The organism is Microbulbifer maximicatervae (SeqCode), assembly GCF_052467815.1.
Genome location: NZ_CP174326.1, coordinates 5,046,762 through 5,066,646 on the forward strand (window position 1 = coordinate 5,046,762; position 19,885 = coordinate 5,066,646).

19 protein-coding genes are annotated in these 19,885 nt (G+C 51.7%); 5 read left to right on the forward strand and 14 right to left on the reverse strand.

The features are described from left to right. Positions 1-68: 68 nt before the first annotated feature. The gene (locus ACJJIW_RS21860) at positions 69-1,391 is read right to left on the reverse strand and encodes a homoserine dehydrogenase (RefSeq protein WP_444937379.1); all 1,323 of its coding nucleotides are present in this window, start codon (positions 1,389-1,391) and stop codon (positions 69-71) included. Positions 1,392-1,797: 406 nt separating this feature from the next. On the opposite strand from ACJJIW_RS21860, the gene ACJJIW_RS21865 reads away from it, so the two are divergent. The 3 genes from ACJJIW_RS21865 to aspA all read left to right on the forward strand — a co-directional run bounded on the left by ACJJIW_RS21865 (position 1,798) and on the right by aspA (position 5,305). Beyond that, positions 1,798-2,811, forward strand: coding sequence for an asparaginase (locus ACJJIW_RS21865; protein WP_282933656.1), 1,014 nt, complete (start codon positions 1,798-1,800; stop codon positions 2,809-2,811). Positions 2,812-2,916: 105 nt separating this feature from the next. Next, the gene (locus tag ACJJIW_RS21870; protein ID WP_444893190.1) at positions 2,917-3,732 is read left to right on the forward strand and encodes a helix-turn-helix domain-containing protein; all 816 of its coding nucleotides are present in this window, start codon (positions 2,917-2,919) and stop codon (positions 3,730-3,732) included. A gap of 106 nt (positions 3,733-3,838) precedes the next feature. After that, positions 3,839-5,305: an aspartate ammonia-lyase gene (aspA, locus tag ACJJIW_RS21875; RefSeq protein WP_444893189.1), complete on the forward strand. Its 1,467-nt coding sequence runs from the start codon at positions 3,839-3,841 to the stop codon at positions 5,303-5,305. Positions 5,306-5,357: 52 nt separating this feature from the next. Here the strand turns inward: aspA and ACJJIW_RS21880 are convergent, their stop codons facing one another. The 6 genes from ACJJIW_RS21880 to ffh all read right to left on the reverse strand — a co-directional run bounded on the left by ACJJIW_RS21880 (position 5,358) and on the right by ffh (position 10,003). Next, on the reverse strand, positions 5,358-6,107 hold the full coding sequence (locus tag ACJJIW_RS21880) for a DsbC family protein (protein ID WP_444893188.1): 750 nt from the start codon (positions 6,105-6,107) through the stop codon (positions 5,358-5,360). 319 nt (positions 6,108-6,426) lie between these two features. Next, positions 6,427-6,783, reverse strand: a complete 357-nt coding sequence (gene rplS / locus ACJJIW_RS21885) for a 50S ribosomal protein L19 (protein ID WP_282934563.1) — start codon at positions 6,781-6,783, stop codon at positions 6,427-6,429. Positions 6,784-6,856: 73 nt separating this feature from the next. Further along, entirely contained in the window at positions 6,857-7,621 is a 765-nt protein-coding gene (gene trmD, locus ACJJIW_RS21890; protein WP_444936358.1) for a tRNA (guanosine(37)-N1)-methyltransferase TrmD, read from the reverse strand. A gap of 12 nt (positions 7,622-7,633) precedes the next feature. Next, positions 7,634-8,173, reverse strand: a complete 540-nt coding sequence (gene rimM / locus ACJJIW_RS21895; RefSeq protein ID WP_108735295.1) for a ribosome maturation factor RimM — start codon at positions 8,171-8,173, stop codon at positions 7,634-7,636. A gap of 22 nt (positions 8,174-8,195) precedes the next feature. After that, positions 8,196-8,435, reverse strand: a complete 240-nt coding sequence (gene rpsP, locus ACJJIW_RS21900) for a 30S ribosomal protein S16 (RefSeq protein ID WP_108733998.1) — start codon at positions 8,433-8,435, stop codon at positions 8,196-8,198. A gap of 155 nt (positions 8,436-8,590) precedes the next feature. After that, on the reverse strand, positions 8,591-10,003 hold the full coding sequence (gene ffh / locus ACJJIW_RS21905) for a signal recognition particle protein (protein ID WP_444893186.1): 1,413 nt from the start codon (positions 10,001-10,003) through the stop codon (positions 8,591-8,593). Positions 10,004-10,208: 205 nt separating this feature from the next. Between ffh and ACJJIW_RS21910 the strand changes: the two genes are divergently transcribed. Both ACJJIW_RS21910 and ACJJIW_RS21915 read left to right on the forward strand, forming a co-directional pair. Then, positions 10,209-11,009 (forward strand): cytochrome C assembly family protein, encoded by an 801-nt coding sequence (locus ACJJIW_RS21910; RefSeq protein ID WP_444936359.1) that lies wholly within the window; start codon positions 10,209-10,211, stop codon positions 11,007-11,009. A 79-nt stretch (positions 11,010-11,088) separates the two neighbouring features. Continuing rightward, the gene (locus ACJJIW_RS21915) at positions 11,089-12,351 is read left to right on the forward strand and encodes an HlyC/CorC family transporter (RefSeq protein WP_282933663.1); all 1,263 of its coding nucleotides are present in this window, start codon (positions 11,089-11,091) and stop codon (positions 12,349-12,351) included. A 15-nt stretch (positions 12,352-12,366) separates the two neighbouring features. Here the strand turns inward: ACJJIW_RS21915 and rnhB are convergent, their stop codons facing one another. The 7 genes from rnhB to bamA form a co-directional block, all read right to left on the reverse strand. Further along, positions 12,367-12,984, reverse strand: coding sequence for a ribonuclease HII (gene rnhB, locus ACJJIW_RS21920; protein WP_444936360.1), 618 nt, complete (start codon positions 12,982-12,984; stop codon positions 12,367-12,369). A gap of 8 nt (positions 12,985-12,992) precedes the next feature. Continuing rightward, positions 12,993-14,162, reverse strand: a complete 1,170-nt coding sequence (gene lpxB, locus ACJJIW_RS21925) for a lipid-A-disaccharide synthase (protein ID WP_444936361.1) — start codon at positions 14,160-14,162, stop codon at positions 12,993-12,995. Between the two features lie 101 nt (positions 14,163-14,263). Further along, a complete protein-coding gene (gene lpxA / locus ACJJIW_RS21930; protein ID WP_444936362.1) occupies positions 14,264-15,043 on the reverse strand; it encodes an acyl-ACP--UDP-N-acetylglucosamine O-acyltransferase in 780 nt (259 codons plus the stop codon). A gap of 106 nt (positions 15,044-15,149) precedes the next feature. Further along, complete coding sequence (fabZ, locus tag ACJJIW_RS21935; protein WP_108734005.1) at positions 15,150-15,590, reverse strand: 3-hydroxyacyl-ACP dehydratase FabZ; 441 nt, start codon at positions 15,588-15,590, stop codon at positions 15,150-15,152. A 78-nt stretch (positions 15,591-15,668) separates the two neighbouring features. Beyond that, positions 15,669-16,730: a UDP-3-O-(3-hydroxymyristoyl)glucosamine N-acyltransferase gene (lpxD, locus tag ACJJIW_RS21940; RefSeq protein WP_282933667.1), complete on the reverse strand. Its 1,062-nt coding sequence runs from the start codon at positions 16,728-16,730 to the stop codon at positions 15,669-15,671. A 14-nt stretch (positions 16,731-16,744) separates the two neighbouring features. Next, entirely contained in the window at positions 16,745-17,260 is a 516-nt protein-coding gene (locus ACJJIW_RS21945; RefSeq protein WP_282933668.1) for an OmpH/Skp family outer membrane protein, read from the reverse strand. A 68-nt stretch (positions 17,261-17,328) separates the two neighbouring features. After that, on the reverse strand, positions 17,329-19,881 hold the full coding sequence (bamA, locus tag ACJJIW_RS21950; protein WP_282933669.1) for an outer membrane protein assembly factor BamA: 2,553 nt from the start codon (positions 19,879-19,881) through the stop codon (positions 17,329-17,331). Between the last annotated feature and the right edge of the window lie 4 nt (positions 19,882-19,885).

Consider the following 19,885-nt stretch of genomic DNA (forward strand, 5'->3'; position numbering starts at 1 on the left):
GCTGGCTGGGGGGGTTATTGATCGGGCGCCGAACGTGAGAATTCCCTCTCTCGGCGCCGATAAGATTTTTAACCGAGACTCTCGACTCGAATTCTGACGACTTCACCTTCGACCGTCTCCAGGCCCTCTATCTGCGCAACCGCTTCGCGCAGGCTGGCCTCATCGGCGCGGCTGGTTAAGATCACCACCGGCACCAGCGCCTCACCTTCAACCGGTTCGTGCTGGATCAACGCCTCGATGCTGATACCCTGATCACTGCAAATGGTGGCCACCTGAGACATAACACCGGGCTTGTCGTGGGCGGCGATACGCAGGTAATAACTGGTAATAACATCTTCTTCCGGCAGAACCTGGGTTCCCCCTTGGTTCGCAAGAGCGACACCCGCTGCCGGCACTCTGTGCTCCGGCTTGGCCTCAAGAGTGCGGGCCACATCAACAAGATCGGCGATCACTGCCGATGCCGTGGCTTCATCGCCCGCACCAGCGCCGTAATACAGGGTTGGTCCCACAGCATCGCCGCTGACCAGCACCGCATTCATAACGCCGTTTACGTTGGCGATCAGGCGGCGCTGGGGGATTAAGGTCGGGTGCACCCGCAACTCCACGCCCTTGTCGGTGCGACGCGCAATCCCCAGGTGCTTGATACGGTATCCCAGCTCATCGGCGTAGCGAATATCTTCACTACAGATCCGGCTGATGCCTTCGGTGTACACCTTGTCAAAAGCGAGCGGCATAGCAAATGCCAGGGAAGCCATAATCACCAGCTTGTGAGCAGCATCGATACCTTCCACATCAAAAGTGGGGTCCGCTTCTGCATATCCTAATGCTTGGGCCTGGGCCAGAGCTTCATCAAAGCTCCGCCCTTTTTCCCGCATCTCAGTGAGGATGTAATTGCCGGTGCCATTAATAATTCCGGCGAGCCACTGCACCTGGTTGCCCACCAATCCTTCGCGCAGGGATTTAATAATAGGAATACCGCCAGCTACTGCCGCCTCATAGGCAATAGTGACATTGTGCTTTGCGGCCAGCTCAAACAGCTCGTTGCCGTGTTCGGCAATCAACGCCTTGTTAGCGGTGACAACATGCTTGCCATTTTCAATCGCTGTGCGCACCAGCTCCTTGGCTACCGTAGTACCACCGATAAGCTCCACCAAAATATCCACGTTGGGATTATTGGCGACATCGAAAATTTCCCGGGTAACGTTTATCTGGCTGGTATCACAGTGTGCGTTATCGCGGCGCGCACCTATTTGTTCAATGACCAGGGCGCGACCACAACGGGCAGCAATTTCCCGTCCATTGCGCGCCAGTACATTCACCGTTCCGCTACCGACGGTACCCAAGCCACAGATACCAATCCGCACGGCACGGGGTGCCTTTTTTACAACCACCTGAGCCTCCGCCTCCGCAGTCTCTTCCACTGTTGCGCTCACAATGTTCCTCCGCGCATTTACCTCGGGGCAGCGAACCAGGCCGGGATCTATCCCCCGATGTGGCTCACTGTGCCATCACAGGAAGCTGCGCAATAAATGCAAATAAAATTGACAAAAGATCAACAACCTTACCGAGCGAAGCGTGAAAAAGTCAATATAATTGCGCCATAAAGGCACCACTTCCGGCGAGAGAGCAGTCGAAACTTTTGTCACCTAAAATCACTACTTGAAACCTATAGCGTCCTCAGTAGATGCTATAGAAGCATCTACTAGCATCAGGTAACAGCAACCTGCGAAATTGCATCCACCGCGCCTTTGAACAAAATAGGGCGCACTGAATCCGGACTCAGATAGTGGTCGAGTAATGAAGAAAACCCTAATCCTTTACACAGGTGGAACCCTGGGAATGCGCCGAAGCGAATCGGGCTATGTACCCGACGCTGACCTGGAAGGCGCACTGGGCCGCCTCTTACAAGATGTTATCGGCCAGCTTCCACAATACGATTTCCAGGCACTCGACCCACTGCTGGATAGCGCCAATATGCGACCAAAGGACTGGTATCACATTGCCAGCCTGATACGCGACAACTATAGCCAGTACTCAGGCTTTTTGGTGCTGCACGGCACCGACACCATGGCCTACACCGCCTCAGCACTGTCCTTTGCCCTGCAAGGCATAGAAAAGCCTGTAGTCGTCACCGGCTCCCAGATCCCTCTTCGAGAAATGCGCAGCGACGCCTATAACAACTTAATCGCGGCGCTACTATTAAGCGGCTCCGACGATATCAGGGAAGTCTGCCTCTACTTCAACGGCAAACTTCTACGCGGCAACCGCGCAGTAAAGGTCAGCTCCGGCTCATTAGACGCTTTTAGCAGCCCCAATTACCCCTGCCTCGGGGAAGTGGGTATCCAGGTCAATATCGATCACAACGCCCTGCTGGTTCCCACCGGTGAACCTCAGTTTCAGATTCCCGCAGACGCCAATGGCGGAGTGATTTTGCTGAAACTATTCCCCGGTATATCCCCCTCACTGATTGAGAAAATTTTGGAGAGCCGCCCCAAGGGCCTGATTATTGAAACATACGGCACCGGCAATGCGCCGACTGACGACAGTGCATTTACCGAGCAACTTGAGAAGGCTTCAAAGCTCGGCACTATCTGTGTAGCAGTGTCCCAGTGCTTGGAGCACCAGGTGGATCTGGGTAAATACGCTGCGGGCTCCGCCCTGCTTGATGCCGGTGTTATAGGTGGCCTGGATATGACTAGCGAAGCCTGTTTTGTAAAGCTCAACCACCTGTTGGCAATGGGCTATCCCGACAAGGAAATCAAAACCCTTTTGCAGCGCCCATTGTGCGGAGAATGCAACCACCCCGACTGATAGAAACTGGAATTATTGGCGAAGCCATATGGCTTCGCCCTTTATAAGGAACTGAGTGATTAACAGGGTTTGAAGGGACCCCCTCTATCCAGAAGCAAAATACCGATGAGCAACGATTTTTCGCAAAACCTCCGCCTTCTGTGCAGCTTCTACCCATCCATAGCCGAGGTGTGCCGGCGAATTGGGGTAAACCGTGCCCAGTTCAATAAATATCTCAACGGCAACACTCAACCCTCCCAGTATACCCTGGGAAAGATATGTCATTTTTTTGGCGTAGAGCCCCATGAAATCGTGATGCCCCACGAGCAATTCAGCCAAATTGTTCGCGTGCGCAACGCGCCCGTCTCCGACAGTCTCCCCGCCAGACCTTACAATCGCGATATTGATATTCTGATGCGGGAGTCCCAGGGGCGGGCCGATAAATATTTAGGCTTCTATTTCGAGTACCACTACTCCATGACCTTCTCCGACCATATTATTCGCAGCCTGCTGCATATTGAGTCGGATGGTGATGGGTATTATTTTCAGCGCTTCGAACGAATGCGCTACCCGGACAGGGACGAGTGGTATAAATCCCGCTATAAAGGCATGCTGCTCTTTCTTGCCGATCGTATTTTTTTGGTCGGCTATGAATCCTTGACTCACAATGAAATCGCACAAACTATTTTATACCCCACCTATAAAAGCCGAGTCAGCTATTTATCCGGATTAAAATTGGGAGCATCCGCCAGTGACAGGCGTGAGCCCGTCTGCACAAAAGTAGTTCTCGAATCTCTCGGTCGCAACATCAGCATAAAAAATGCACTGAAACTATGCGGTGTTTTTGGTCCTGAGTCCGAAGAGATCAACAGAAATATTCGCGAGAATATTCGCGCAACCTCTACAGAGGGGCCGCAGAGTTTCTTTGCGACACCACTCTAAAAATACTTCCCAATTAATTACTAAATTACCCCAACACGAGGCTTGCGGGAGGTGGGGATATTACCTCACCCCACACAGGCCCATACGATGAAGAGAAGAGAAACTGATGACCAACGATTTCCACACACTCAAACCAATGCCGGTTTTTAGTGCAGGTGCAGAAACCCGCTTGGAGAAAGACTTATTGGGTGAGCGCGAAGTACCGGCCGATGTCTATTTTGGCATTCAAACTTTGCGCGCTTTGGAAAATTTCCAGATTACCGGAATTACCCTGAACCACTTCCCCAATCTGGTAAAAGCACTGGCGATGGTAAAAAAAGCTGCGGCCAGGGCCAATGGACAGCTCGGCTACCTGGAGCCCAAACTGCAAGATGCGATTGCCACTGCCTGTGACGAGATTATCGATGGCAAACTGCACGATCAATTTTTAGTAGATATGATTCAGGGCGGCGCCGGCACTTCTACCAATATGAATGCCAATGAGGTGATTGCCAACCGCGCGCTGGAATTACTCGGTCACAACAAAGCCGAGTACAAAAAAGTACACCCCAACAACCATGTAAACCTGTCGCAATCTACCAATGATGTTTATCCAACCTCGATAAACCTGGCCATTCTACTCAGCTACAGCGATCTGGTTCAGTCCATGGAGAGCTTGTGCGTTGAGTTCGACAAGAAGGCTAAAGAGTTTGCCTCAGTAATTAAAATGGGTCGCACCCAACTGCAAGATGCGGTACCTATGACCCTGGGCCAGGAATTTGCCGCCTTCGCCGCCACTGTGCGCGAAGATGTCGACAGAGTTAAGGAGCTGGTCGCCCTATTCAAAGAGATCAATATGGGTGGTACCGCGATCGGCACCGGCATTAATACCGACCCGGAATATCGCCAGCTGGTTGTTAACGCGCTGTCAGAAATTTCCGGCATCGATTTTATCTGCGCAGAAAACCTGGTGGAAGCCACTTCCGACATGGGCGCCTTCGTGATGTTCTCCGGCGTCATGAAACGCATCGCCGTTAAGATCTCGAAAATTTGCAGCGATTTACGCCTGATTTCCAGCGGCCCTCGCGCTGGCCTCAATGAAATTAACCTGCCGCCGATGCAGCCCGGTTCATCCATTATGCCCGGCAAGGTCAACCCGGTTATTCCCGAAGTGGTTAACCAGGTCGCCTACCAGGTGATCGGCAACGACCTCACGATTACCCTGGCTGCTGAATCCGGCCAGTTACAGCTCAATGTAATGGAGCCAGTGATCGCCTTTAACCTGTTACAGTCCATGCGCCTGATGACCCAAGCCATGACCACGCTTGCGGATCGCTGTGTGAGCGGCATCACTGCCAACGAAGAGCACTGCCTGCAACTGGTTGAGAACAGTATCGGCCTGATTACTGCGGTAAACCCGTTTATTGGCTATGAAAATGCCACCCGTATCGCCAAGCAGGCACTAATTACCGGAGCCAGTGTGAAGCAGTTAATCCTTGATGAGGGGTTACTGAGTGAGGAGGAACTGAACGATATCCTCGCGCCGGAGAATATGACCCAGCCGAGAAAAGTAGAAATTAAAAACCCTGCTTAAAAACAAAAACCGGCAACCTCTCGGTTGCCGGTTTTTTAGCTATCAGCCGGGCTTAGATTCCCAGCTCTTTAAGCAGGCGATCCGGTGGTAAGTAACCGGGAACAACCCGGCCATCTTCCATCACGATAGTCGGCGTACCGCGCACATCGATAGCCTCGTTGCCCAACTTGTATTGAGCTGCCACCGGGTTTGTCTTACAAACATCCAAAGGCACGTTTTCACGGTTCTTAAGTGCAGTCAGCGTCTTATTGCTGTCTTCCGCACACCATGCAGTTGCCAGTTTGCGATATCCCAGGGAGTTAAGACCACCACGCGGGAACGCCAGGTAGCGCACTTCGATACCGCGCTTGTTCAACTCGGGCACATCCTGGTGCAGCTTGCGGCAGTAACCGCAGTCCACATCGGTAAATACATAAACGCTTGCCTTGGTTTCACCTTTCGGGGAGAAGACAATCATATCCTCTGTATCAAGGGCGCCCATCACTTCAGCGCGGCGCGTCGTCCTACGCTGCTCGGAAAGATTGGCAACACCGCCAGCCTTCACCTGGTAGAGATCGCCGTAAACAAAGTGATTGCCATCAGCAGAGACGAACAGGGTCGTGTTGCCGTCATCGACATCCACTTCGTAAAGCCCCTCAATTGGACTCTCCCGTACCTCTCCATAGGTTGCTTTGGGATTACTCGCCTCAAGGCGTGTCTTGATGGTTTTTACAACGTTGGTATCGACTTCTGCCAACGCTGCAGAGCCCACCAGACTGAGTAGCGCGCCAGCGATTGCCAGCGGCTTCTTGATAAGCGTCATTACCAATTGCTCCTTAAATTCTCATTGGGCTTCGACTTAATCATCGGCCTTCAGTTCCAGCCAGTATGGCAGCTCTTTGCCGCTGCGAACCTAATTGGCACGTTTTAACATATCCAGTCATCTTGGACCACGCAAAACACCGCAAGACGTGAGCGCTTTAGCGAAATTGACTGTATCCCCGCGCCAGGGCAAGCCCGTGTCCATTTATGTCAGTTAAGGCAAGCAGGCCCAATCAGGGACACCAAATATGCTGCTCGTAACCCACATACAAAAAAGGCCGAAGCGTACGCTTCGGCCTTTTTCTGCGATCAAGGAGAGCTTAGTTGAGCTTCTCTTTGATACGTGCAGCTTTACCAGTCAGGCTGCGGAGGTAGTACAGCTTGGCCTGACGCACGTCACCGCGACGCTTAACCTTGAGGCTGTCAACCATCGGGCTGTGAGTCTGGAAAGTACGCTCAACGCCAACACCGTGGGAAATTTTACGCACGGTGAAGGAGGAGTTCAGACCACGGTTGCGCTTACCGATAACCACGCCTTCGAACGCCTGCAGACGCTCACGGTTGCCCTCTTTTACTTTTACCTGAACGATTACAGTGTCGCCCGGTGCGAAGGGAGGTACTTCGCTCTTCAGCTGTTCCTGCTCCAGCTGCTGGATAATTTTGTTAGTCATTTGGATCGCTCCCAAATACAGATTGTGTAGCTTCTCAGCTAGTTCACCGAACTACTCGCGCCTCCCGGCGAATTCGGCCTCAATTTTCTTCGAGCTTCTGTTCCCGCTGGATCTCATCCAGCAACAACTTCTGCTCATCGCTCAGCGCCAACCCTTGCAATAAGTCCGGGCGTCGCTGTTGCGTGCGCACCAATGCCTGTTTCAGGCGCCAGCGGCGTATTCTTTCATGGTTGCCGGAAAGCAAAACTTCCGGTACCGCTACTCCCCGATATTGTTCCGGTCGGGTGTAGTGTGGGCAGTCCAGCAGGCCAGAGGAGAAAGAGTCCTCAACCGCCGATTGGTTGTGTCCAAGTGCGCCGGGAATCAAGCGGGTAATAGCATCCACCATCACCATAGCAGCCAGTTCGCCACCGCTGAGGACATAGTCACCAATGGACCACTCCTCGTCGATCATAGATTCGACGATACGCTCATCCACACCTTCGTAGCGCCCCGCCAACAACACCAGGTTGCCAGCTGCAGACAGCTGCTCCACTCCACCCTGATCGAGCTGTCGACCCTGGGGAGACATGTAGATACTGCGTACAGATTCACCATCTTCACCAGCCCAAGCTCGAGCAGCCTCGAGAGCCTGGTAAAGGGGCTCAGCCAACATCACCATTCCCGGTCCGCCGCCGTAAGGGCGATCGTCCACAGTCCGGTGCCTGTCACTGGTAAAGTCCCGAGGATTCCAACAGCGAACTTCTAAAAGGCCATCTTTCACAGCCCGTCCACTGACGCCATACTCGGTCAATGCGGCAAACATCTCCGGAAAAATGCTTACCAGAGCGATTCGTTTTGTCATCGCTCCTACGCCTTAAAAAGCCGGGTCCCAGTCGACGGTTATTACACCGACTTCCAGGTCAATATTGGTAATAAACTGATCAGGTAGATAGGGAATCAAGCGCTCGCGCTTATCCGCTCCACCGCGCACCACCATTACATCGTTGGCGCCAGTTTCCATCATGCGAGCAACGGTACCAAAGTCGTGATCTTCGCCATCGAAATGGCTGACAACCTTTAACCCTTCGAGCTGGTGCCAGTAATACTCACCATGCTCAAGCTCAGGCATCAGTTCACGAGCTACAGCAATATCGCGCTGGCAAAGTCGAGCCGCCAAATCGCGGTCATCAATGCCTTTCACATGTACGATCAAGCCCTTGCCGTGACGCTTACCAGCGTCAATTTCGAGAGCTTCCCAACCTTTCGGCCCCTGCAAGCGCCAATTAGGGAACTGCAGGATGTTGTCCATCGGCTCGGTATAGGAGTGAACCTTGACCCAGCCGCGCACACCATAAACGGTAGTAACGCGCCCAACCGTGACCAACTCTTCGGAAGGTTTTCCGTTATCTGTCACAGGAGCACCACTTACGCGCAAATTAAGCAGATTCTTTCAGAAGCTTGCCGACGCGGTCAGAAACCTGTGCGCCACGACCCAGCCAGAAATCAACACGCTCGCGATCAACACGCAGACGCTCTTCCTGACCACGGGCAACCGGGTTGAAGAAACCAACACGCTCAATAAAACGACCGTCGCGAGATTTGCGGCTGTCGGTAACGGTCAGATGATAAAACGGGCGCTTTTTAGCACCACCACGGGCCAAACGAATGGTTACCATGTAACTTTCCTATAGGTTCAACACTAGGCAACCGCACTAAGCAGTCACCACAACAACTTTTTACCGGCAGCAGGGCCGGCAGAAAGGCGGCGTATTCTAATGTACCACCCCAGATTTGTATAGGGTCGCCAAGCCGCCCGGAGAACTGCGGTTCTCTACTTCTTTTTGAGGCCCGGTGGCAGGCCTCCAGGCATACCGCCCATACCGCCAGGCATACCACCGCCCATACCGGGCAGGCCGCCGAGGCCGCGCATCATTTTGCCCATGCCGCCGCCTTTGAGCTTCTTCATCATCTTGCCCATCTGCTTGTGCTGCTTGAGCAGGCGATTCAAGTCCTGTAGCTGGGTGCCAGAACCAGCAACGATGCGGCGCTTGCGCGAACCGTTAAGAAGGTCAGGATTGCGGCGTTCGGCCGGCGTCATGGAGGAAATCAGGGCATCCATACGCTTAAATTCTTTGCCCATATCGGCCTGTTGTGCAGCCTGCGCTACACCGCCCATGCCGGGCATTTTCTCCAACAGGGAGCCAAAGCCACCCATGTTTTGCATTTGCTGCAGCTGATCGCGCAGGTCTTCCAGGTCAAAGCCTTTACCCTTCTGGACCTTCTTAACCAGCTTTTCGGCTTTCTCTTTATCAATCTTCTGCTCTGCTTCTTCAATCAGAGACAGAATGTCACCCATACCCAGGATACGGGAGGCGATACGATCCGGGTGAAAGGTTTCCAGGGCGTCGGTCTTTTCACCAACACCGATAAACTTAATTGGCTTGCCTGTGACGTGACGCACGGAGAGAGCGGCACCACCACGGGCATCGCCATCGGCCTTGGTGAGAATCACACCGGTCAGCGGCAGTGCATCATTAAAGGCACTTGCGGTATTTACCGCATCCTGACCGATCATTGCGTCGATCACGAACAGGGTTTCCGCCGGGTCCAACTCACTGTGCAGCTCACGGATCTCATCCATCAGCTCGGAGTCCACATGCAGTCGACCGGCAGTATCCACAATCAGCACATCGGCAAATTGTTTGCGGGCAGCGTCCACAGCACCCTTGGCAATATCCAGCGGTTTCTGCTCAGCTGTAGAGGGGTAAAACTGTGCCCCCACTTCACCGGCCAGGGTCTCCAGCTGTTTGATAGCGGCGGGGCGGTAGACATCCGCACTCACCACCATGACTTTTTTCTTTTCACGCTCCTGCAGGTATTTGGCCAGTTTGGCCACACTGGTGGTTTTACCAGCGCCCTGAAGGCCCGCCATCAGGATTACCGCCGGAGGTTGCACGGCGAGGTTGAGAGGCTCTGCAGCCGCACCCATCACCTTAACCAGCTCATCCTGAACAATCTTGACGAACTGCTGGCCCGGGTTGAGAGCCTTGCTAACCTTCTGTCCTACCGCAGCGGTGCGCACTTGCTGAACAAATGCCTTAACCACTGGCAGAGCGACATCCGCCTCCAACAGCGCCTTGCGCACTTCGCGCAAAGTATCGCGGATATTGTCATCCGTAAGGCGCGCTTTACCGGTAACTTTCTTTAAGGCCGCCGATAAGCGGTCACTCAGGTTATCGAACATAAATTCGTCTCGATCTCTCCGTTTACGGACTCAACCCCAGTGCGGAGGGGCGCGAAATTAGGGGGGAGCAAACTGCAACTCCCTCTCTGAGGCGCGGCAGTATAGCCCAGGTCTCGCCACAGCCGAAATATCGCAAGTCTTCCTTGTTTCAACTGGCTATGACACACTCCTGCCCTAACGCAATAATGAAGACACGGATTTACCCATGGCGGCTTTCGCCCACTGGACAGCTATCGCTCTCTACCTGGCCACAACCATAGTTGCAGGTGCGGCTCTGGCCCGAAAACAACAGCCGAATTCCAATCTGCTTCTCAGCCTTTTGGCGGGTGCACTTGTCACCCACGGAATATCCCTGGGACACGTTCTCTTTTCACCCGAAGGCTATCGCTTTGACCTGCTGGCAATGCTCTCGCTGATTGCCTGGGTAGTTAACTTTCTATTATTGATCCTGGCCGTTGGCCGGCCACTTACGCTACTTATTCTTATTTTCGCACCAGTGGGAGCCGCCACTGAATTTGCCGCATCCCATATTTGGGGCACCGTAACGCCACATCAACAGATCTCTACCGGCATTGCGGTACACGCTCTATTGTCTATTTCTGCCTATTCGCTGCTGACCCTGGCTACCCTTCAGGCGATCTATCTCTATTACCTTAACCAGCAGCTGCACAACCACAGGCCGGTAGGCGCCACCCGTCTTCTGCCACCATTGCAGAGTATGGAATCACTGCTGTTCGGCCTGATCACTTTCGGGCAACTACTGCTCACCGCCTCCCTGCTGACCGGTTTCGTCTTTGTTGGCAATTTGTTTGAAGAGGGGCCAATACACAAAACCATCCTCTCTATGGTCGCCTGGGTTCTTTACACCATACTCCTATGGGGACACTGGAGGTTGGGCTGGAGAGGCAATACCGCTGTGCGTTGGACCTTAAGCGCTTTCGCCGCCCTACTACTTGCCTATTTTGGTAGTAAGCTGGTTATGGAAGTCATTCTCCAGCGCGGGTAATCGAATATACGACTGCAAAGCTTGCGGAGGTCGGCAATATGTTCCAATATCTCCGCTTGGAAATAAAAAGAGTTCTCCCTTGAACGAGATGCCCATGGGCCTGCTATTCGGTTTGCTGGCCCTATTGATACTGATATCCGCCTTCTTCTCCAGCTCCGAAACCAGCATGATGGCGCTTAACCGCTATCGCCTGCGGCACCAAGCCAAAAGCGGGCACCGCGGGGCAAAGCGCGCCACCGAGCTGCTCGCACGCCCGGACAAGCTGATCGGCTCAATTCTAATCGGCAACAATCTCGTTAACGTTCTTGTATCCGTAATCGCCGGCTCAGTATTCGCGCAGATATACGGAGAAATACTCACCACCATAGTCTTAACTCTTGCCCTACTGATTTTTGCTGAGGTCACACCAAAGACTATTGCCGCTCTACACCCGGAAAAAATTGCTTTCCCCGCCTCATTTATTTTGCGCCCACTGCAATGGCTGCTCACTCCCCTGGTGCTGTTGATTGGTGGCATATCCAACGGCCTAGCGCGCATGTTGGGAGTCGAAACAAAAGCGAATAGCGAAGCGGAACACCTGGCCCCCGAAGAGCTCCGAACCGTTGTATTCGAATCAGGCGCCCTGCTTCCCAGCAAACACAAAGGCATGTTGCTCAACGTGCTGGACCTGGACCAAGCAACCGTTGAAGACATCATGATTCCGCGCAATGAAGTCATGGGCGTTGACCTGGAAAACAGCGCCGAAGAGATCCTGCAGCAGCTAGCGGAAAGCTCCTACACTCGCCTCCCCGTATATCGCGGTGACATCAATCGAGTAGTAGGCATACTTCACCTGCGAAAAGCGGCGCAAATACTGCGCGACGGACCGGAAAATTTAACGGCAGAGCAGCTCAACTCCTTCACCGATGAGCCTTACTTCGTACCCGAGGCAACACCACTCCCCACACTGCTGATGAACTTCCAGAAAACCAAGCGCCGCATGGGGCTGGTAGTTGATGAGTACGGAGAGGTAATGGGTATCGTTACCCTGGAAGATCTGCTGGAGGAAATTGTCGGCGACTTCACCGCAAGTCCAGTACCCAGCGATGACGAGGAGATAGTCGCCATAGAAGATGGCTGGTACATGATCGAAGGCGGCACTTCTATTCGCGATATTAATCGCACCCTGGGCTGGGAACTGCCCACTGATGGGCCAAAAACCTTTAACGGCCTGGCAATGGAACACCTGGAGAGCATCCCCGACGGTAATATCAGCCTGTACATCCTCAATTACCTGGTGGAAATTGAGGAGGTCTCAGACAAGATGATTACCCGGGCCAGAATCAAGCGAATCGATAAATAGCGCTACAACCGTTTATCACTCAACCTCTTCTAGCAAGCGCCTTACCGGCGCAAAGCTGGTGCGGTGTATTGGAGTGGGACCCTGCAACTGTAAAGCTTCCATATGCGCCTTGGTGGGATACCCTTTATGACCTGCAAGGCCGTAACCGGGATATTCAGAGTCCAGCACCACCATTTCCCTATCACGGGTCACCTTAGCCAAAATAGATGCCGCCCCAATTGCAGCGACACGACCATCGCCCTTTACAACGGTATCGCAAGGGTAATCCCAGTTCGGTTTTTTATTGCCATCCACCAACACAAATTCAGGCTGCACGGATAGCTGAGCAACTGCACGATGCATCGCCAGTAAACTTGCCTGCAAAATATTTAGCTGGTCAATTTCCTCAACTGTTGCAAGAGCTATGGAGTAACTGAGCGCTCGCTCACAAATCTCATCAAACAACTGCTCGCGCTTTTTTTCAGTCAGCTTTTTGGAGTCGGCAAGCCCGGCGATTGGCTTGTTAGGATCAAGAATCACAGCTGCGGCAACTACATCACCAGCTAAGGGGCCGCGCCCAACCTCATCGACACCTGCAATCAAATCACCCTTGAAAGGGCAAACATAGGGGGGCAATTCTGTTTTACTACTCATAACTTATACTACTCGGCAGATTCAGGCTTAGCTTCCAGCAGCCCCACCACGGCATCAGCAGCCCGCTCAGAAGCATTTCGCCTCAACTGTTGATGCATCTCGAAAAACTCGCGCTCTAAATGATCCCCAAGAAGCGGGTCTTCAAAGTACTGCATCACTGCCGCACCAAGATTCTCTGGAATGGCATCATTCTGCAAAATTTCTGGCACCAGTTCTTTTTGGGCTAATAAATTTGGTAGCGAAACCCATGGGGTGTGCAGCATCCGTGAGACGATCAATGACGTCAACCTGCCCAGCTTATAGGTAACGACCATGGGCTTTTTAAGCAGCATTGCCTCTAAGGTTGCTGTACCCGATGCTATGAGCACACAGTCTGCCGCAGAAACGGCCCGTCTCGATTGCCCCTCAAGTAAAGTAATAGGGAGTTCAGGGTAATCTTTTAGCTGCTCTTGAATCTCATCCATACGCTGCTTGTTGGCAGCGGGAATAACAAATTTAACATCCGAGTGACGCTGGTGGCACCATCGGGCCGTCTGCAGAAACAACGGCCCCAGCATGCGAACCTCACCTCCACGACTGCCAGGCAAAAGGGCAATTACCCGGTCGTCTTCCTCAAAGCCCAATGCTTTGCGTTCGCCGGCTACATCCACTTGCAGGGGAATTTCATCAGCCAAAGGGTGGCCAACAAAGGTCACCGGTACTTGGTTATCTCGGTAGAAATTCGCTTCAAATGGAAGCAGGGTCAACATGTGGTCGACAGCCCGCGCAATCTTTTTAATTCGACCCTGCCGCCAGGCCCAAACCGAAGGACTGACATAATGGACGGAGGGGATACCCTCAGCCTTGAGCGCAGCCTCGAGAGTCAATGTAAAGTCCGGGGAATCTATACCAATAAATAGATCGGGCGGGTTATCAGTAAAGTGGCGACGGAGAGATCTGCGGATTTTCAACAGTTCTGGAAGGCGCTTCAAAGGTTCTACCAGCCCCATTACCGATAGTCGCTCCATAGGGAATAAACTTTTAGCACCCAGTTCCAGCATGCGCGGCCCGGCAATTCCCTCAAACTCTACATTGGGAAGCCGAGTTTTTAATGCAGTCATCAAACCAGAACCGAGGATATCTCCTGACGCCTCACCGACAACAATACCAATTCGTATCGGCTTATTTTTTTCTGACACGCCTAAATCCCTCCTCTTGGGGAGCTGTTTATGTTGGAATGAAATGGGAGCTCAATAAAGTGCAATCGGAGCTGCACGAAACAGCTCCAAAGGGAAGTGAATCAGCGAACAATGCCGCGGGTGGAAGATTGCAAAGACTCTATCCACGGCTGAATAACTGGAGATTGTTCGCGCAACTCCATCAAGGCCTGCAGCGCCTCTTGCATAGTGAGACCGCGACGATAAACAGTCTTGTAAGCTTTATTGATCAGGGCAATATCTTCTCTAGAAAAGCCCCGTCTGCGCAGCCCTTCTGAGTTAATGGTCTTTGCTTCGGCAGGATTCCCGGCAACCATAACATAAGCAGGAACGTCTTTACCGATAGCAGCACCCATCCCCAGAAAGGCATGCTCTCCCACGGTACAATTCTGGTGAACCAGACTATAACCACTCAGAATCGCCCAGTCTTTTACAATCACATGACCGGCTAGCCCGCAGTTATTCACCATAATTGTGTGATTACCGACGACGCTATCGTGGCCTATGTGGGCATAAGCCATAATCAAGTTTTCGTTACCGATTGTGGTCTCGCCCCGGTCTTGGATAGTACCGCGATGAATCGTCACCCCCTCACGGATCACGTTATTGTCGCCAATAACGAGTGTCGTCTCTTCACCACGATACTTTTTATCCGGGGTATCCTGCCCTACGGAAGCAAACTGGTAGATTCGGTTGCTCTTCCCCAGTTTGGTCGGCCCACTAAGCACCACATGAGAGGCAATATCACAGCCATCACCTATCTCTACGCCGGCTCCAACAATGGTGTAAGCACCAATACTCACCCCGGAACCAATTACTGCCGTAGAGTCGACAATAGCTGTAGGGTGGATACTTGTCTGCATTCTGGGATCTACTCCTCGGCATTAATCGTACTGGGTAACCTGCACCCTTAAAAACAAAGGCTACCCGGAAAATCCTGAACCTAACTCTCCAGCGAGCTTTACAGAATTACTGAACCTTTTTCACGGCACATAGGATATCAACAGAAGCCGCCAGCTCGCCATCAACACTGGCTTTACAAGCGAATTTCCAGATATTTCTGCGAACAGATACCGCTTCAGACTCGAGTTCAAGGCGATCACCTGGGATCACCTGACGCTTAAAGCGCGCCTTATCAACCCCACCGAACAGATACAGATATCCATCTTCCGGTTTTTTGCCAAACGTTTTAAAGCCGAGGATTCCCGAGACCTGGGCCAGGGCTTCAACAATCATCACTCCCGGGAAAATAGGCATTTCCGGAAAGTGGCCATTAAAAACTTCTTCGTTTCCAGAAATGTTTTTATAGCCTTTTATATACTTCCCTTCTTCGAGTTCTACTACACGATCCACCAACAAAAAAGGATAACGGTGCGGCAGGTACTCGCGAATTTCACGTACATCCATCATTCCAAATGCCCCCAGAAACCACTTCGGGGCGTAAAACGCCCCGAAAACAACAAAGCTAAATTAATTAATAACTAAAGTTCAATCGTCTGTCCCACTCTTTTGGGACAGTGCCTGAACCTGTTTTTCCAAATCTTTCAATCTGCGCGCCATTTGATCCAACTGACCAAAACGCACAGCATTACGACGCCAGGTAGAACTATCGGCAAAGGATAGCGCTCCAGAGTAGCTACCAGTATCCTTTATCGATTTAGTGACAAACGTGTTGCCCAACACCTGACTGCCATCTGTAATCGTTATATGTCCGTTAATACGGCTACAACCACCGATAAGACAATGCTTCCCTATCTCAGCACTGCCAGCAATTACGGCACACCCGGCTATGGCCGTGTAGTCACCAATCTTCACATTGTGCGCGATTTGGACCAGATTGTCGATCTTGACTCCTCGCCCAATCACCGTATCACCCAAAGCTCCACGGTCTATACAGGTATTGGCTCCAATTTCCACATCTTCGCCAATTTGCACTCCACCTAGCTGGTGAATTTTTACCCAGCTGCCTTTATTAGGCGCAAACCCGAAGCCATCGGCTCCAATAACCGTCTGGCTATGAATAATACCGTGTGCACCGATAGAGCAGTTATGATGAAAAACAACGCCGGCATACAGGCGTGTTCCTGCACCGACTAAACTGCCCTCGCCAACATAGCAGTTAGCACCAACAATCGCTCCAGGCTCTAATTTTGCGTAGGCCTCGACCACAGAGCCGGGCCCCACACTGACACCAGTACCAATCTCTGCCGTAGGGTGAACCACTGCAGAGGGGTGAATACCAATAGGTGCTTCAGGAGTTGTATCGAACAGGGCTGTTGCTCGAGCAAAGGCCAAGTAGGGGTCCGCAACACATAAAGCCGTTACCGGGCACTCTTCAACAAACTCTTCCGATACCAGCACTGCGGCAGCTTTGGTCGTTTTCAGAAAGCGTCGATAATTGGGGCTTGCAAGGAAAGCCAAGTGCTCTGCACCGGCATCCTGCAGTGTATTTAAACCCTGAACTTTTTGATTGGAATCTGAACCGGGCGCCAACCGCAAGTCGGCCCCCAGCTCTTGCGCCAACTGGGCAAGAGAAAAGCTATCTTTCATATAAGACTATCGACTTACTTGGCTGCGTTCATACGCTTAACAACAGCCTCTGTCAGGTCGACGCTGGGGCTTACATAGTAGGCAGTATTGGAATCCAGCACTACGTCAAGCTTTTGCTCTTTAATCAGTGCATCCAGGGCATCCCTAGCCTTTGGCCCCATAGAAGCCTGGATCTCTTGACCCACTTGAGCTTCCATTGCACGCAATTTTTTCACCGTCGTCTCAAAATCTGAACGCTGAAAATTCATTTTGCGTTGGTATTCGGTCTTTTGTTCATCAGACCAGGTCACACTATTTTTCTTGGCATCTTCTGCCATTTTTTGCAGTTCAGCTCGAATCGACTCAGCACTGCTTTGCAGCTTGGAATACTCAGAACTGGTCTTCAGGGAATTTACCTTGGTCTTAGCTGCATCAGTGCTCATGATCGCAGCCTGTAGGTTAAGTACCGCGACCTTGGTTTGCGCCAGCGCTGCGCCGGACAAGGTCATACCTGCAAGCAGTATTGCTACAATTTTTACATTCTTAAGCACGTCGGTCTCTCCAATAGATTTTATTTTAATTGCGCTGATTTACGCCTAATTCATTTTATCTGACAAATTTAGAAGCTGTTACCCAGGGTAAACTGGAACACTTCCACATCGTCATCTTCATTTTTCTTAAGGGCTTTTGCCAAGCTGAATGTCAGCGGGCCAAAGCCAGTGATCCAGGTCAAGCCTATCCCCGCAGAAACGTTCATCTTACCAAAGTCCACATCGTAACAGTTGATCTGGGTATCGCCACAGCTAGTATCGAATACATTACCTGCATCGACGAAGAAAGCAGTTTGCAGAGAGCGCTGATCCTTGATAAATGGCATCGGGAAAATTACCTCAGCACTACCTTCGATCAGGATGTTACCGCCGAACGGATCGGCATCATCGTAGGAGTTAACCACCAGCTCGCCATCGTCATCGACATAGTAACAATACTCAGTGATCTCTCCGTCCTCAGTAGCACAACCAAGAGCGGTGTAATATTCGTAAGGTGTGGAACGAGGCCCCAGAGTGTTACGTTCAAACCCACGTACTGAACCAAAACCACCGGCATAAAAATTCTCAAAGAACGGCAGTTCATCAAGATCGCCAAAACCGTCGCCGTAACCCAGACGAGTGCGGAGGCGTAAAGTCAGACTCTTAGTTAATGGGCGGAAGTACTGCCCCGTATAAATCAGCTTGTAGTACTCAAGGTCACTACCGGGAACTGTAAATTCCAATGAAAGATTCTGTGAAGCACCACGAGTCGCCAAGATGCCCCGATTCAAGGTTGAGCGGGCGTAGGACGCTGTCAAAGCAACGTTATCAAATGAATCACCGTAACGATCGATAAACCCATCAAAAGTGGTATTGAATTGACTATCATCAATATCCATAGCCAAGTCGAGGGTCTCGTCCTCAGCAAGAGCCTCTTCGATTAACTCATAGTTATCATATGTGATTCCCTGGAGGGAAACACCATCAATCAGATCAGGGCTCGATGCAATTTCCTGTACCGTACCTGAGCCCGTGGACAACTCCAGGTGATTAAAGCTCACATTAAGGCCGACGCGGGAAATCTCCGACATTGGGTAGCCGAAGTTAACGCCACCACCATAGGTTGTAGTGTTGTAATCGGAAAGATTAACCTCGGAATAATCATTCTCTGTATAGAAAACGTTAAAGCCACGGCTCACACCATCCGGAGTGAAGTAAGGGTCGAGGTAAGAAAAGTTCACAGAAGTCTGGTAGGTAGAGGCATTCATTCCGATACCTACAGATTTACCAGTACCTAACCAGTTGTTCTCCTGAATATTGGCTCCCAGCACCAAGCCACTGCTCTGGGCCCAACCAATAGTACCTCCGATAGAACCTGATGGCTGCTCTTCAACGGAGTACTCCACATCAATTTGGTCGGAAGTTCCCGGCACCTCTGTGGTTTCCACCTCTACTTCCTTAAAGAAGCCCAGGCGCTCAAGGCGTACTTTAGATTGCTCAATGCGCGCAGAGGAGGCTGATGCTGACTCCATCTGACGCATCTCACGGCGCAAAACCTCATCTGTAGTACGGGTATTACCTCGGAAATTAATTCGGCGAACATAAGCCCGCTTACCAGGGTTGATAAAGAAGGTAATTTTTACCGTCTTCTCTTCTTTATTGGGCTCAGGGATACCATTAACCTCAGCAAAGGTGTAACCCTCATTCCCCAGACGCTTGGTAATATAATCCGAGGTCGTTGTCATGCGAACCTGGGAAAAGGTCTGCCCTTCCCGCACCAACAGTAAACGCTTAACTTCTTCCTCAGGAACTACAGGATCACCAGCCAGATCCACTTCGCTAATGGTGTAAACATCGCCCTCAAACACATTGACAGTGATAAATACACTCTCTTTGTCGGGGCTTAGGGAAACCTGAGTGGAGTCAATTTTAAAATCCAGGTACCCACGATCCAAGTAATAGGATTCGAGACGCTCCAGGTCGCCGGTCAATTTCTCTCGGGAATACTTGTCATCACTGCGCAGCCACGACAACCAACCGGTAGTTTGCAGCTCGAAAATCTCTCCAAGCTCTTCATCGGAAAACGCTTTGTTACCGACAATATTGATGTGCTTAATAGCGGCCACTGAGCCTTCATCGACAATTACGCGAAGCTCAACCTGGTTGCGTGGCAACTCTTTTACTTCAGTTTTAACACTGGCGTCATAGCGTCCCTGGGCAACATATTGGCGTTGCAGCTCCTGGGCCAACCCCTCAAGGGTAGCGCGCTTGAAAATCTGCCCCTCTGAAAGGCCATTCTCCTGCATGCCCTTCAACAGGTCTTCTGTTGCGATCGCCTTATTGCCTGTAATTTCGATCTTGGAAATTGCAGGCCGCTCGCGCACAGTGATAACCAGAACACCATTCTCCTGGCCGATTTGGATATCCTCAAAGTAACCAGTGCGAAACAGTGCCCGAGTGGCGCTCTGAATTTCCAGAGTCTCCACCTCATCCCCTACTCGCACAGGGAGAGCTGAGAATACGGTACCGGCAGAGACGCGCTGTAGCCCTTCCACACGGATGTCATCAACTACAAATGACTGTGCTAAAGCACTGAGAGGCAGTGCCAGGCTAAGAGAAGCCGCTTTCAGGAAATGTTTCATCTAC